Annotated in this window: 17 protein-coding genes and 2 pseudogenes; 11 read left to right on the top strand and 8 right to left on the bottom strand. The window is 67.7% G+C overall.

All coding sequences use genetic code 11. From position 1 onward, the window contains the following. Positions 1–5: 5 nt before the first annotated feature. The 3 genes from G3I71_RS31525 to G3I71_RS31515 are packed head-to-tail and all read right to left on the bottom strand — an operon-like array spanning position 6 to position 2,919. Positions 6–737 carry a cupin gene (locus tag G3I71_RS31525; RefSeq protein WP_164319944.1) on the bottom strand — a complete coding sequence of 244 codons (732 nt, stop codon included), beginning with the start codon at positions 735–737 and terminating at the stop codon, positions 6–8. Further along, complete coding sequence (locus G3I71_RS31520; protein ID WP_164319941.1) at positions 734–1,669, bottom strand: PmoA family protein; 936 nt, start codon at positions 1,667–1,669, stop codon at positions 734–736. Before G3I71_RS31520 ends, G3I71_RS31525 begins: the two co-directional genes overlap by 4 nt. Then, entirely contained in the window at positions 1,666–2,919 is a 1,254-nt protein-coding gene (locus G3I71_RS31515) for a Gfo/Idh/MocA family protein (protein ID WP_203731858.1), read from the bottom strand. Before G3I71_RS31515 ends, G3I71_RS31520 begins: the two co-directional genes overlap by 4 nt. Before the next feature lie 349 nt (positions 2,920–3,268). Between G3I71_RS31515 and G3I71_RS31510 the strand changes: the two genes are divergently transcribed. After that, positions 3,269–4,144, top strand: a complete 876-nt coding sequence (locus G3I71_RS31510; RefSeq protein WP_164319940.1) for an undecaprenyl-diphosphate phosphatase — start codon at positions 3,269–3,271, stop codon at positions 4,142–4,144. 109 nt (positions 4,145–4,253) lie between these two features. Then, positions 4,254–4,433, top strand: a complete 180-nt coding sequence (locus G3I71_RS31505; protein WP_164319938.1) for a hypothetical protein — start codon at positions 4,254–4,256, stop codon at positions 4,431–4,433. A 96-nt stretch (positions 4,434–4,529) separates the two neighbouring features. On the opposite strand, the gene G3I71_RS31500 is transcribed toward G3I71_RS31505, so the two are convergent. From G3I71_RS31500 to G3I71_RS51490, 3 genes and pseudogenes are all read right to left on the bottom strand, one after another. Beyond that, positions 4,530–5,273, bottom strand: coding sequence for an SDR family NAD(P)-dependent oxidoreductase (locus tag G3I71_RS31500; protein ID WP_164319936.1), 744 nt, complete (start codon positions 5,271–5,273; stop codon positions 4,530–4,532). Between the two features lie 50 nt (positions 5,274–5,323). After that, positions 5,324–5,848 carry a DUF1877 domain-containing protein gene (locus G3I71_RS31495; protein WP_164319934.1) on the bottom strand — a complete coding sequence of 175 codons (525 nt, stop codon included), beginning with the start codon at positions 5,846–5,848 and terminating at the stop codon, positions 5,324–5,326. Between the two features lie 187 nt (positions 5,849–6,035). Then, a pseudogene (locus G3I71_RS51490) lies at positions 6,036–6,122 on the bottom strand (DUF4291 domain-containing protein); the annotation flags it as partial. A gap of 26 nt (positions 6,123–6,148) precedes the next feature. On the opposite strand from G3I71_RS51490, the gene G3I71_RS31490 reads away from it, so the two are divergent. Then, a complete protein-coding gene (locus G3I71_RS31490) occupies positions 6,149–7,117 on the top strand; it encodes a DUF6585 family protein (protein WP_239149450.1) in 969 nt (322 codons plus the stop codon). Positions 7,118–7,173: 56 nt separating this feature from the next. On the opposite strand, the gene G3I71_RS31485 is transcribed toward G3I71_RS31490, so the two are convergent. Further along, complete coding sequence (locus G3I71_RS31485; RefSeq protein ID WP_239149458.1) at positions 7,174–7,602, bottom strand: DUF4291 domain-containing protein; 429 nt, start codon at positions 7,600–7,602, stop codon at positions 7,174–7,176. A 211-nt stretch (positions 7,603–7,813) separates the two neighbouring features. Here G3I71_RS31485 and G3I71_RS31480 point away from each other — a divergent pair. The 3 genes and pseudogenes from G3I71_RS31480 to G3I71_RS31470 all read left to right on the top strand — a co-directional run. Beyond that, a pseudogene (locus G3I71_RS31480) lies at positions 7,814–8,032 on the top strand (IS256 family transposase); the annotation flags it as partial. A 185-nt stretch (positions 8,033–8,217) separates the two neighbouring features. Beyond that, positions 8,218–8,802 (top strand): dihydrofolate reductase family protein, encoded by a 585-nt coding sequence (locus tag G3I71_RS31475; RefSeq protein WP_164319930.1) that lies wholly within the window; start codon positions 8,218–8,220, stop codon positions 8,800–8,802. After that, positions 8,799–9,212 carry a VOC family protein gene (locus tag G3I71_RS31470; RefSeq protein ID WP_164319928.1) on the top strand — a complete coding sequence of 138 codons (414 nt, stop codon included), beginning with the start codon at positions 8,799–8,801 and terminating at the stop codon, positions 9,210–9,212. The genes G3I71_RS31475 and G3I71_RS31470 overlap by 4 nt, the downstream gene beginning before the upstream one ends. A gap of 122 nt (positions 9,213–9,334) precedes the next feature. Here the strand turns inward: G3I71_RS31470 and G3I71_RS31465 are convergent, their stop codons facing one another. Continuing rightward, complete coding sequence (locus tag G3I71_RS31465) at positions 9,335–9,643, bottom strand: hypothetical protein (RefSeq protein WP_164319926.1); 309 nt, start codon at positions 9,641–9,643, stop codon at positions 9,335–9,337. A gap of 282 nt (positions 9,644–9,925) precedes the next feature. Here G3I71_RS31465 and G3I71_RS31460 point away from each other — a divergent pair, with 282 nt between their 5' ends. The 5 genes from G3I71_RS31460 (at position 9,926) to G3I71_RS31440 (ending at position 13,806) form a co-directional block, all read left to right on the top strand. Then, on the top strand, positions 9,926–10,312 hold the full coding sequence (locus G3I71_RS31460; RefSeq protein ID WP_164319924.1) for a hypothetical protein: 387 nt from the start codon (positions 9,926–9,928) through the stop codon (positions 10,310–10,312). A 137-nt stretch (positions 10,313–10,449) separates the two neighbouring features. Beyond that, the gene (locus G3I71_RS31455; protein WP_164319922.1) at positions 10,450–11,073 is read left to right on the top strand and encodes a hypothetical protein; all 624 of its coding nucleotides are present in this window, start codon (positions 10,450–10,452) and stop codon (positions 11,071–11,073) included. 357 nt (positions 11,074–11,430) lie between these two features. Next, positions 11,431–12,135, top strand: coding sequence for a hypothetical protein (locus G3I71_RS31450; protein WP_164319920.1), 705 nt, complete (start codon positions 11,431–11,433; stop codon positions 12,133–12,135). A 223-nt stretch (positions 12,136–12,358) separates the two neighbouring features. Continuing rightward, positions 12,359–12,952 carry a DUF4291 domain-containing protein gene (locus G3I71_RS31445; protein WP_164319918.1) on the top strand — a complete coding sequence of 198 codons (594 nt, stop codon included), beginning with the start codon at positions 12,359–12,361 and terminating at the stop codon, positions 12,950–12,952. Between the two features lie 257 nt (positions 12,953–13,209). Continuing rightward, entirely contained in the window at positions 13,210–13,806 is a 597-nt protein-coding gene (locus G3I71_RS31440; RefSeq protein ID WP_343243126.1) for a hypothetical protein, read from the top strand. Positions 13,807–13,999: the final 193 nt, after the last annotated feature.

Here is a 13,999-nt window from a genome sequence, read left to right as displayed (position 1 = left end):
CCCTCTCAAGGGGTGCACCGGTACACGTCCAGCCGCCCGCACATCCCGAACTTCCCGTGCGCCGAAGGCTGTTCGGCCCGTACGACGGCCTCCGCGAGGTGGGACGTGTCGCCCCGTTCCAGCCGGTCGAGCTGGCCGCCCGTCGCCCTGGCCGCCGCCTCGGCGCCGCGCCGCCAGCGCTCGCGCCAGTCGGCGAGACGGGGCCGTACGAGAGAGGCCGCGGCCTCGTGGAAGGCGGCCAGGGCCTCCGGCCCCTCCGCGTCCCGCAGCGCCCGGAACCCCTCAAGCGCGAGGTCGCGCCGGGCCCGCGCGATCCGCTCCTGCTCGGCCACCGGCACGTCGGCCGGGATCACGGTCGCGGCGGCGTACGTATCCGGGTCGGTCAGGTAGCGCGGCGGCAGCGTGAGCACGGCGTCCCCTGCCTCCGGCAGCCCGCTGTTCTGCATCAGGACGGTGATGCGCAGTTCGTCCTCGTCGACCAGCCGGTGGATGGTGCCCGGCGTGAACCAGGCGACCGTACCGGGCGCGAGCGGCGTCACCTCGTACCCGGACGTCGTGAGCGTCTGCACAGCGCCCCGCCCGCCCGTGACGACGTACGCCTCCGAACAGGTCAGATGCATATGGGGAGTTCCGCCGCACACCCCGTCGACTGCCGGCCAGTCGTAGACGGCGAGGTGCGAGACGGCGACACCGCCGGGCAGCCCCGCGAAGGCCGTCCCGTCAGGTCCCGCACTCACCACGGGTGCTCCTCCAGGTACTTGACGACGCCCTCTCGCTCCCACTCCCCGTCGGCGACGACGACCCGGTAGCGACGGGTGAGCGTGTCGCCGGGCGCGAGCTCCAGTTCGTCGTAGAAGGCCCAGGAGGGGGCGACGGCGGCGAACGGCTCGTTGCGCACGAACCAGTGGGCAGGATGCGCGCCCTCGGCCCCCAGATGGTCGTTCTCGGGCGCGTGTACGAACACCAGGGTGCCGTGCCCGTCGGCGCCGTCGAACTCGCCGGAGTACGCCAGCCACGGTGCCTGCTCGCCCATCAGTCCCGGCCCCTCGGATTCGGGGCCGAGGACGCGCCCGTCCCGGAAGGCGCGCGGGCCGCGCCAGAACAGGCCGGTGTAGCCCGCCCCCTCGCGCCCGGCGGTGGTGGGGCTCCCGAAGAGCAGCGGCTCGTCGCGCCGGTTGGTGATCGCGCTCGTCCAGGTCAGCGCCCAGGAACCCGCCGCCGGATCGACGTCGTGCACCTCGACCCGCCGCGACTCCTCCGCCCACAGCTCCCCGCTGTACGGGTGCCAGGTGAGCCGCTCCGCGATGACGACCCGGCCCGCGTCCGAGGCGACCTCGTCGAAGCCGACGTGGGCCATCGAGCCGACGCGCTCGGGGAGAGCGAGATATCCCTCTCCGTGCACATAGGAGTTGCCGCCCCACAGGTTCGCCCCGGACAGGTGCGAGGCCGTCAGCTGGAGGCCCTTGTGCCAGCGGTGGTCGTTGGGCCGGTAGTCGGTGACGACGTTGCCGGCGAGCGTCCGGACCGGGTGCAGATACGGCTTCGGCGCCTCCCAGGCCGCCTCCGCCCCGTACACGTAACTGAACAGCTCGACCCCGGTGACGGGTTCGGTCACGGTGATGCGGTCGCCGTGCGCGTGGACGATGCGCAGGTCGGTGGACGTGGTCACGCGGACGCCTCCTCGGTAACGGACTCGGGACCATCCTCCGTCGCGGGCGCCCAGCCGGGCGCACCGCCGTGCAGCGCGGCGTAATAGGGATCGCCCGGGCCGATGTCGCCGGCCCTGACGGTCGTGTCCGTGAAGGCGGACTTGTACAGCGCGGTGATCAGTTCCAGGCTGGTCCGCCCGTCCGCCCCGCTGCTGCGCGGCCGTTCCCCGGCGCGCATGCTGGCGACCAGCTCGCGCAACTGCGCGAGGTGCGAACTCGGTACATCCGCCCCGAAGTCACGCCAGGCGGCCACCTCCGCCTCCGGCACGCCAGGCGCCGGGGTGATGGTCCAGTCGGCGTTGCTGTGCCCGTACAGATGGGTGAGTTCGACGGTGGCGCGCTCGCAGTCGATGCGGATACGGCTGACCTCGTCGGGGCTGAGCACGCTGTTGACGACGGTCGCCAGCGCGCCGTTGGCGAACCGGACGAGCGCGGTGGAGACGTCCTCGGTCTCGACGTCGTGCACGAGCCGTCCGGCCATGCCCCGCACCTCGCTCCACGGCCCGAGCAGATCCAGCAGCAGATCCATCTGGTGGATGCCGTGCCCCATCGCGGGCCCGCCGCCCTCCGTCTCCCAGCGCCCGCGCCAGGGCACGGCGTAGTAGGCGGTGTCGCGGTACCAGGTGGTCTGGCAGTGCACCACGAGCGGCCGGCCCAGCGCCCCCTCGGCGAGCAGTCGCCGTACGTGGGTGGAGGCGGAACCGAAGCGGTGCTGGAAGACGATCGAGGCGTACGGGCCGCCCCCGAGCCCCTCCTCCGCCTCGATGGCGTCGAAGTCGGCGAGCGTCGGCACCGGCGGCTTCTCGCACCACACCCAGGTCCCTGCGCGCAGCGCGGCCACGGTCTGCTCGCGGTGCAGGGTGGGCGGCGTACAGATGGTCACCAGGTCGGGCCGCTGTTCCCGGAGCATCTGCTCCAGGTCGGTGTACCCGTGCGGAATCCCGCTCTCCGCGCAGAACGCCTTCACCGCGTCGGCGTCGATGTCGACGGCGGCGACGACCTCCGTCTCGCCCTCGTCGGCCAGTTGGGCGAGCGCCGGCAGATGCGACCCACGCCCGATGGCGCCCGCCCCGATGACGGCGGCCCGGATACGACGGCCGGTGAGCGGCGGGAGCGGGGCGAGTGAGGTGAGGTCGGCGGGAGCGCCGCCGGCCGGGGGCTGCCCCGGGGAGGTGGCGACGGTGCCGGGACTGGTTGCGGGTGTGGTCATGTACGTGATCAGCACTCCATCGGACGCGATGACTGACGTGGGCCAACGCGTGATGGCTCCGGACACCCCGGGGGCAGCAAGCGCTTTCTCTTCGCTGCAAAGTATGTTCCGTCCGAGCGGTCGGTCAACACCACGTCGGCGGTGTCCACGGGACGGACTGCGCGGGTGAGCAATACGGAGAACCTGGCCCTTTACCACCCCTTGACCCCAGCCCCTGTGCTCGGCCTGTCACCGGGGGCCGCTAGGCTGCCTCCAACACACCTGATCTCCGCCGTCCTTCGCTGTCGCGCGCGACGGCCCGGTGTGTCCGTCGGCCCTTCCACGATCAGCGCTTGGACCACGTAACTTCATGTCTTGGTTTGAATCCCTCATCCTCGGACTCGTCCAGGGGCTGACCGAGTTCCTCCCCGTGTCCTCCAGCGCGCACCTGCGCCTGACGGCCGCGTTCTCCGGCTGGGAGGACCCGGGTGCCGCCTTCACCGCGATCACCCAGCTGGGTACGGAAGCGGCGGTGCTGATCTACTTCCGCAAGGACGTCGGGCGGATCCTTTCGGCATGGTTCCGCTCGCTCACCGACAAGGCGATGCGCAGCGACCACGACGCGGTGATGGGCTGGCTGGTGATCGTCGGCTCGATTCCGATCGGCGTCCTCGGGGTCACGCTCAAGGACCAGATCGAGGGGCCGTTCCGGGATCTGCGGGTCACCGCGACGATGCTGATCGTGATGGGCATCGTCATCGGCGTCGCCGACCGCCTCGCGGCACGCGACGAGACCGGCGGAAAGCACCGGGCGGCCAAGGAGCGCAAGGGCCTCAAGGACCTGAACGTACGGGACGGTCTGATCTACGGCCTGTGCCAGGCGATGGCCCTGGTCCCCGGCGTCTCCCGGTCCGGCGCGACCATCAGCGGCGGCCTGTTCATGGGCTACACGCGTGAGGCGGCGGCCCGTTACTCCTTCCTGCTGGCCATGCCGGCCGTCCTCGCCTCGGGCGTGTTCGAGCTCAAGGACGCGTCGGAGGGCGGCCACGTCTCCTGGGGCCCGACGGCTTTCGCGACGGTGATCGCCTTCGCGGTCGGCTACGCGGTGATCGCATGGTTCATGAAGTTCATCTCGACCAAGTCGTTCATGCCGTTCGTCTACTACCGCGTCGTGCTCGGCATCGTGATCATCGCCCTGGTGGCCACGGGCGCCCTGAGCCCGCACGCGGCGGAGTCCTCGGGCTGACGCCCTGACCACCCACACGGCGGAAGATCATCCGACCGTGACCAACCACATACCGTACGAGTAGCCACCTGGTAGCGCAGTGTCAGTCCTTGCGCCTACGCTGGTGCGCATGTCCCCCGATTCCCTGGCCCCTGGTTCCGTGCGGTCTGCTGCGTCGTTGAACGAGCAGATCCGTGCGCTCTGGCTCCGCGCGGGCGGAACCCTCTCGGCCCAAGAGCGGGAGGAGTACGAGCTGTTGGTGGTCAAGTGGGCGGCGGCGATACGCGGCGAGATCACCGAGGCCGCCTGACCGCGAGGCGGACGCCAGGAGGGCAGGACGCCTGTCGCCCTCCCCCGCACCACTGCCTCACACGCCTCCTCCCTCCCTCTTTCCGGCGACACAGCGTCACCGCCCGCCCGACACCCGCAGCACCGCGCCCGTCGTGTACGAGGCCTCCGCGGACATCAACCAGGCGATGGCCGCCGCGACTTCGCCGGCCAGCCCCGGTCTGCGGAGCGGAATCGTCGGGGACACGCGTTCCGCCCGGCCCGGGTCGCCCATCGTCGCGTGCATCTCGGTGTCGACGATTCCCGGCGCCACCGCGTTGACGCGGACGCCGTCCGGACCGAGTTCCTTCGCCAGGCCAACGGTGAGCGCGTCGACGGCCGCCTTGGTCGCCGCGTAGTGCACATAGTCACCGGGGCTGCCGAGGGTGGCAGCCGCCGAGGAGACGTTCACGATCACGCCGGTGCCCCGAGCCGTCATGGAACGCGCGGCCCGGCGCGAACACAGCAGCGTGCCCAGCAGGTTGACGTCCACCACGCGCCGCAGATCAACGGGGTCGGCGTCGGCGAGCCTGCCCAACGGCCCGGTCACCCCTGCGTTGTTCACCAGCCCCGTGACCGGCCCGAGCCGCTCCTCCACCGTGTCGAACAGCCGGTCCACCTCCGCCTCGACCGAGGTGTCGACCCGCACGGTCACACACCGCGACCCCGCCTCCCGCACCCTCGTCGCGACCGACTCGGCGGCCCGGACGTCCCGCACATACCCCACCGCGACGTCATGACCGTCCGCCGCGAGCCGCAGACAGACCGCGGCACCGATCCCCCGACTGCCACCCGTGACCACCGTGACGAACGACCCACTCATGGACGCACCTCCGCATCGCGTTGCTCCGCACCTGGCCATGAAGTCCCGGGTCAGTCCCACCAGAGCACGAGGAGAAGGTGCCGTCGGGATGCGGCGAGGTAGAACTCGCGCAGGGCATTGAAGTGCCTCAGCAGGTACTTCCTCGGGTCACCGACGATCTTGTCCGCCCCATGCCCGATCACGGAAGCGGCCTCGGTGTCTTCGGTCGGCAGGACGGCCAGGACGGCCGGAAGGTCGATTTGACCGAGCAGTTCCGAGACCCGGGCCACTTGAGCTGCGGAAAGGGCCGTGGGAGGCGGTCCGAAGGCACCAATGGCATGCGGGTGCGTGCTGAGGAAGCCGAGATCGATCACCGGGTCCCCCTCGGTGGCCTGCCGAAGAGCATCCAGGTGGACGCCGTCGAGACCTGCCTGCTCGCAGGCCCGTTCCAACACGGCCGGCGCCCAGTCCAGGTCCAGGACGTCCGCCGACGGCGGATCCCAACAGGGATCTCCATCGGTCGATGTTCCGGCTGACTGACGGCAGGCGGCAAGATACTCCGCCGGGACGCGGGCGAGTTGCTGGGTGACGGCCATGACGCCAGTATCCCGACAGCGTCCACCTGATTTCCTGCTTGGTCGGGGGCCCGCCGTTCCCGTTGGTGAGGCTCTCCAGGCGCCTGTTGGGCGGTAGCTGGGGCCGTTCATGATGATCAGGGTCCGACCCTGCCGCTCGCCGGCGGTCACGAGGTACTGCTCTTGTCGGTCACGGGCGCAGCGCGGCCAGTAGCTCGTCCGCGTAACGTTCCGCTGCCTCGCCGCGGAGCCCGAGTTGAAGCGAACGGTACGGCAGAGGCCGCAGGTGCAGATCACAGCGACGACGGGAACAACTCGGCCATGGGCATGGCCCGCCACGATGAGCGACAATCGTCTACCGGTTTCCAGCCGGACACCGTAGCATCTCGACGACATTCTGGATCGTCAACTCAGCTTGTTGGCAGGCCTGTTGGGGTACATCAGCGTGCGGCGGGAGTGTCGATGGGGGCCAGAAATCTATGGGACGAGATCCCGGAAACCGTGCCGGGCGCGGCTGTGGCGCGGCAACTCGGCGCCGGTCGATACGCCTTTCGCACACGGACCAGTGCGGTGTCCTGGTGGGGCTCGTTCATGCTCCTCCTCGTCACGGCGTTCTGCGTGATGATGTTCTTCGTCATCAGTGGTGAGAGTGAGTGGACGAACGCGATCCTCTTCATCATCCTCGGCGCGTGCACCTTTCTCGGGGCGATTGCCGTCCCCTTGGTCGCACGGTTCAGACCGGTCGTATGGTGTGCCGTTTTCGAAAACGGCGTCGTTTACCAGTACGGTTCGCAGCCACCGATCGCCGGGGCCTGGGACGAGATCACCGGATGCCAGCGTCAGGCGACGGACCTCGTACGCAACGGGGTCACCATGTCCACTACACATTCCGTGTACGTCCAGATGCCCGCCGGCAACTTCATGGTGTCGGGTGACACGCCTGACGCTCAGGAAATCAGCGCCCTGATCGCGAACAGCTGGGTCGAGATCCAGAACCGGATCGCCGAAGAGGACGCCACGGTCCGAATGGTTGAACTGGGCGCGTTGTTGGAGACCGGTGGGCGAGTGGAGTTCGGGCCGTTCACGGTGAGTCTGGCCGGACTCGAGCACGGGGGCACCGTCATGGACTGGAAGAAGATCAGCGAGGTCGAGCTGATGGGATCGACCGTCTGCGTGGTGGTGACCGGTGAGCGCAAGCCGGTCCGAGAGCCGGTCGCGGCCGTGCCGGACGCCGTCCTGTTCCTCACCGTGTCGGACGCCTTGCGGCAGGCTGCGCGGCAGACCAGGTGAGTCAGAGGCTGCTCCTTCCGACCACTACCCATCAGAACTGAGCTTGTCCCTCGGCCCTATCCCCGCAGGCGCGACACAGTCCTCTCCGCCACCGGATACGGCCGCTCCGCCGGCAACAACGCGGCTGCCCTTGTCAGTTCGCCCACACGCACATGCGCGTGGACCTGCTTGGCCAGCGGCGTCACGTCCTCGATCCCGACGATCCACTCGTCGGCATACCGCTCCGCCGCCTCGCCCCCGAGCCCCAGCTGGAGCGAGCGGTAGGGCAGGGGGTCGAGGTGCAGGTCCCGCTCCGGATCCCATTGCACCCGCGCCGGAGCGTGCTTCAACTGCCGCTTCCACTCGGCCTGGTCAGCATGCAGTTCCGGCACATAGTGCGACAGACACGCGTGCCGCAGCGCCCACTCGAATCCCTCACGGGTGATCTCCACAGCCAGGACGGTCTCCTGGCCCTCCTTGGCGCCCCATCCGCAGCGGTACATCATCCAGAGAAAGCTGGGCTTGATCCACGTCAAGCCGTGTTCGCAGACCTTTTGGCTCGGGTGGTTGCAGGCTCGCGTCGCGGGCTGGTCAGCGCTGAGCGTCGCTGCCGTTGCTGTGGTCAGGACGGCGGGTTCGCAGAGATACATCACTGCTCGTTGCGACGGCGATGTCTCCCCGGAGGGAAAGAAGCCGGAGGCTCGTAGTTCCGCGCATCCGGTCGGGTCGACCTTCGCGACCGTCCGGCTACGGACCGAGGTCACCGAAGGGGCTGGCTCCCGCGCGGCCACCCTGGCGATGGTGTTCAAGCTTGTCGAATCCGCCCAGGCCTGCTGGCGAGCCGTTTACGCACCTCACCTCGCCGCTCTCGTCCGTGCCAGAGCCCACTTCGAGCGCGGCCACCTCGTCGAACGCCCCGAGAGCCACGTGGCCTGAACGACCTCGATTCATCCACAGATCTTGACTGTAACTCCCCTGCCCGCGCCGCCCTGGGCAGCAGGCCGACGCGTCAGACCGATGAGTTTGCCGGCTGTCTGAAGTCTTCTTCGTGACATGCCCGCCCCGTCGGTGGATCAGGAAGCGGCGGGTCCCGGTGTCATGGAGGAGAGAGGGAGGCCAGGATGCACAATCCGATTCGGCTGTACATGTCGATGTCGCTCGACGGCTACATCGCCGGGCCGGACGATCGGCCGGGCCAGGAGCTCGGACGCGACGGCGGGCGGCTTCTCAACTGGCTCGACGACCGGAAGTTCGACGGTCCGAGCGGCCAGATCTACCGCGAGGCGCTGGCGACCGGCGCGGTGATTTCCGGCCGACGGACCTTCGAACTCGCCGGGCGCTGGCAGGGCGACCACCACGACGGCGTGCCGATCTTCGTCCTCACCCACCACGTGGATGACGGGGACGTGCCACCCGGCCACGCGCGTTTCGTCACCGGCGTCGAGGAATGCGCCCGTCAGGCTCGCGCCGCCGCCGGGGACCGACCGGTCATGGTCCATGGGGCGGGGGCGGCCCAAGCGCTTCTCCGAGCCGGGCAGCTGGACGAGATGGAGATCCACCTGATTCCGGTCCTCCTCGGGGACGGCCGACGGCTGTTCGACCACCTCGGTGCTGATCACATCGAACGCGACCTCGTCCGACGGCTCGAGGATCGAGACGTCACGCACCTCCGCTACCAGGTGCGCCGACCCGGGGAGGCCGCATGAAGACGCTCTTCGTCTCCTACCGCGTCACCGATCTGGACCGCTCGCTCGGTTTCTACACCGCCTTGGGCTACGTAGAACTGGGCAGAGTCGAGATCGGCGACGGGAGTCGCCTCGTGATCCTCAAGCTCCCCGGCGAACCGGCGGCCTCGCTCGAACTGGTCCACCGTCCCGCCGACGGACGTGTCGACGTGGGCAGCGGAATCGACCACCTCGCGATCCAGGTGGACACGCTGACTGTCACCCTGAGGACGCTGGCCGAAGCCGGCCTGGAGCCGGAGCGTGTCCAGTATCCGGGCGGCCCCCACGGCCCGAAGACGTCGTGGCTCACTGACCCGGACGGTTACCGGATCGAGCTGGTGGAGTGGCCGTTCGGACATCCCGACGGCATCACCGCAGCAGACTTCTCCTGAGGTGGTCACGGTGAGCCGGGTGGCGACGCTCTCCTCGGCGCGGCCGTAGCGCAACGCGCAGCGTCATCCCCATCCCATCCACAGGTCTTGTCGGTTGCTCGCCCCGGGGACGGTACCGCTTCTCACAGAAGGCTCTCGTCCCGGACGATCCAACCCTCACCCAACTCGCGGCGCAGGACCTCCAATGCCGCATGCGCCTGCTGTTTGAACCCTTGCAGTTCCTCGTCGGGCCAAGGGGACGGATCCGGCGGATAGTCCCAGTCGATCGACGACTGGTACCACTGGCTCAGTCTCGCCAACTCGGTCTGAGTCTCCTGGCTGATCGGCAGGCGCGACAGATCACAGGGGTAGCCGTACGGGCTGTCCATGTCTTCTGGCCACAGCGGGGTGTCCACACCGGCCTCGAAGAAGAACCGCAGATGTTGGATCATGCTGCACCTTCGCACACGCTTGCCGGTGCCCCATGCGGCGAACTGTGTCCGGGGCATCGCGTCAGGAAGGCGGTTGAGGTCTGTGAACGCGGCTTGATGATCCATGTCAAGCCTCGCTCACAGACCTCTCTTTGGAACAAGCCGTCGTTGATGTGGGCGACGAGCCCTACGAGCAGCTTCGATGTGTCCCGTCGGTCGGGTCGTATTCACTGTGCCGGACACATGTCGGACGATCTTGGTCGACAGGCATCATAGGAGTCCGATTTCGAAGGAGAGACACCCATGAGACTGGTATCCGACCCCGGGTACGGCGAAGTGGACCTCGCCGCATCGGCGGAAGAGCTGATGCGGTTGGCAAGCGCTGTGGCCCTGGGTGAAGGACTGGTCAGCGCCACCTCCTTGCCGGGCAGTACCGCCCTGACCGGGATCCGGGTCGACAGGACTTCCGGCCCCGGTGCCCTCATCCGCCGGGACACCGAGCAGCAGATCCTTGTCATCAGCGGTGACTCGGCAAGCAGGGCAGTACTCGCCGAGAACCTGCAGGCCATGGCCACCGCCGAGGACGGCGGTCACCTCCACCTGGAATACTTCCCCGGGCATTTCTACCTCGCCGAAGGGTCCGTGCCCTTGGTGGTCAACAGCCCGCACGGAGGCATGCCGACCCGATGAGTTGGCGGTCGGTCGCTGCGGTCTGCAATCACAGGCGACCAGCGACCGGGCTGGTTCTCGAAGCTTGCGCGGACCCGAACGGCACTCGCCGACAAACGCGGTGCCTGTCCAGGCCAGCGCTGTTACGGTGCGCCATCGTGAGTACAGACATCCATGGCGGCATCGAGTTTCGTCACCCCGGCATAGGCACCGACTACTACGACGGCGAGCCGTGGGTGGCGTCCATGGACCTTTGGCCGCTGTACGACGAGACCGACTACGCCGCCTTCGGATGTCTCTTCGGAGTGCGCAACTACGCAGGCTTTCAACCGCTCGCACCAGACCGTGGCCTTCCCGTCGATCTGTCGAGCGGGATGCAATCGCATTTGGGTTCTTCGGTCATTGCGGGCGACCTGCACAGTGCCAGCTGGGTCAGCTGGGCCGAGCTTGCTGAGATGGACCTCACGACCGAACCTGATCACTTCATCGGCCGGCTGACCTGGTGTACGAAGTCGCTGCCGTCGACATTGCATCAACAACTCGTGTCTGATTCCTGGCCGCCGGAAGCGTTGTCCAGGGTGGGCATGCCGCCCGCGGACGTGCGTGGCGCAGCGAAACGCGTGCAGTGGACCACCAACGAAGTGATGTGCACGTACGAACCGTTGACCGTTGGCGCCGTCTTGGGCACTGAAACGCACTGGCAACATGTCTTCGCCGTAATGAAGGCTTTGGCCCACCGCTTCGGTGATGACGGGGTTCGCCTGGTCGTGGCGTTCGACTGACCACACGGAGCCTCTCATCTCAGCGCCTCGCGAGCCATCCGCTCGCTCCAGTCAGCCACCTGGATCGGCCCCCACGAGGAGCACGGCTGGTGTCTGTGAACGCGGCTTGATGATCCATGTCAAGCCGCGTTCACAGACGTTTTCCCAACGGGACAGAACTATGCGCATCGTCCCTCAGCCCCAAAACCCGTTCCGCCTCCCGATCTGACGATCTAGTCTGCTGCTTGATGCTGTGAGCCGAGTGAAGGGCTCGGGCAGTACTTCTGAGCCGACGGGCACTTGCGCGCGCTCACACAGGAACGGGTGGGGATGAGAGTGGTTCGCCAATCACGGGTCGGCATTACTATTGCCATGCTCATGACCTTCTTCGCGCTTTCCGCGTGCGAGCCGGGGCAGGGCTCCCGGGTAGGTGCAGCATCGGAGTCGGAGTCGGAAGAGACCAGGACGGCCGGCGCAGAGGACAAGCCGTTGGGCAAGGCGGACCTGGAGCGGGTAGCGATCACGGACGCGGATCTCGACGGCTACGAGGTCGAACAGACCCTGGCTGCTCCCATGGCGTCTCGCAGGACGGCGGATCCTGCCGAATGCGCGCCCGTCGTTCAGGCGACGGGGGGAAGCAGCGGCTTCGTAGCCACCGCGCGCATCGGCCGGACGATGTTCCCGAAGGAGCACGGCCCCGGAACCTCCATGATCCTTGCGTCTCACAGCTCCGGGGACGCCGCTCGGGTGATCGACGCACTCCGCACAGCCGCCGAACGATGCAAGACCTTCTTGGACATCGGGGTGGGCTTCCGCTACGACGAGGTCGCACTCCAGCCCGACCCAGGCTACGGCGATGAATCCGTGTCTCTGCGGCTCACACAACTCGCGGCGTTCGATGAGGACGACGAGCCCGTCCGAGTTCCCTACGCCGTGGTGGCTGTTCGGCAAGGGTCGACGGTCACCATGTTCTACACGTTCAACCGCCCCGGAGCGGTAAGGGCCAAGGGGCCGGCTGTCGTTCCGGAAGAGATCATCAGGACACAGCTGGACAAGATCAGCAATCCGACGACCGCCAAGTGATCATAGGAACGTACCGACTTGAGGTCCGCAGGGAACGACGGTGAGACCCACGTCAAGCCGTCCTCACGGACTTTTCGTGAGCCAAGCGCCACGCATCCCTGGCCGCACGCTAGTTGGCCCGCACGGGCGACTGCCTGCCGCGCGTGGCCGGCCTGCTCCGTCGCGTCGCGCAACGGTCGAAAATCGGTGGTCACCTGAGTCGGCCGACCCCACGCTGTACGCCATGGAAGAACCGCACCGCAGGATCCGCGCGCTCCACACAGCATCCACGATCACCGTCCACCAGGCGTACTCCCCTGAGATCGGACTGCCCGCCATCCGAGACGGCGGCTTTCCCGCCGCGTGGAAGCCGGGCCGCATGACGTGGATCAAGCCCAGTTTCATGTGGATGATGTACCGCTCCGGCTGGGGCACGAAGGAGGGTCAGGAGACCGTCCTCGCCATCGAGATCACTCGCGACGGCTTCGAGTGGGCGCTGCGCCATGCCTGCCTGGCGGGTTACGTCCAGGGACTGCATTCCGATCGCGGCGCCTGGCAGCGGGACCTCAAGCGCGCACCGGCCCGTGTCCAGTGGGATGCCGAACGCGATCTGCACCTGCGTCCTCTACCGCGCCGCTCCTTGCAACTGGGGCTCTCGGGTGAGGCATCGTCGCGTTACGCGGACGAGTGGATCATGTCCATCAGTGACGTGACTCCGCTCACCAACGAGATCCACGCACTCGTCAGGGACGGCGAACTGGATGCAGCCACCCGCCTGCTCCCTCAGGAGCGGGGATACCCCGCTGGTGAAGAGCTACTCGCCCACCTGCGTCCCTGACCGGCTGTCCGGTACGACGGCTGACATCACCCCCGGGTCACATGGCGGAAAAGGCCTGTGAGCGCGGCTTGATGATTCATGTCAAGCCGCGTTCACAGACTGCATCCACCATGATTGGGGTGGACGCCAATTTCCTTTGGAGGGCTGTACGTTCTGCACGGCCGACGGCTACCACCAGCAGTTTCTTCACTGCAACATATCAACGGCCACACTGGGACCCGCGTTTCCTGCCCGATCGGTGTGGCTCTGGCCAAGGGGTGAGTTTCGCCATCGACCCTGATCTCCTGGCGGCTTTGTGGAGGAAACGGCATCCGTCGGGTCCTCCCGTCGCTCACACGTTTCGCACTAGGTACACGGATCGCTGGGTGCGCTTCCACAGCCTTCCCGGCTCGAAGCGCTACCCGGAGTCCGAGGACGAGTACGCGATCGTGGTGGACCGGTACAACACGATCCTCGACGCGTTGTTCGCGGGCACGGACGTGTTCGTGGTGACCATGGACTGGTCGAACACACCGACCGGGCCCGCCGGGTACCCGACGCCACGACAGATTCTGCACCCCGACAGCATCCGCTGGTGGACCGAGTCGGAGCAGGACGACCCCGACCCGGAGTTCCACACCCACACACGCCTCTACGCCGACCAGCGCCGGTGGAACCGCGGCTGCGTCGACGGGCTGTTGCGAGCCGTCGCGGACGAGACGCTCGTCGAAGTCTTCATTGCCGACACGGAACTGCGATGCATCCACCATCCCTACGACGGCGGCGCAGACGTCATCCTTGCCACGCTTGCAGAGCGCGACCGTGTGCGTGACCGACACGCAGGCTGGCTTTCCAGCCACCCGGCTGGCTTCTGAGCTGCGGCGGCATCCCCTTTCCCTGGCCGACGCGCAGGAGTCTGTCAACGCGGCTTGATGACGCATGTCAAGGCGCGTTCACAGCCCCTTCACGATGACCCTCGGCCGCCACCGCACATCCAATCGTCGGACCAGCCGACCTGCCGAGCGTTCCCGGTCAGAGCACCGTTCTTCGTGCAGTTCCTCGGCCTCG

The organism is Streptomyces sp. SID12501, from assembly GCF_010550245.1.
Taxonomy (GTDB): Bacteria; Actinomycetota; Actinomycetes; order Streptomycetales; family Streptomycetaceae; genus Streptomyces.
The sequence above is the reverse complement of the archived record's forward strand: the minus strand, read 5'-3'. Positions and strand labels throughout refer to the sequence as shown.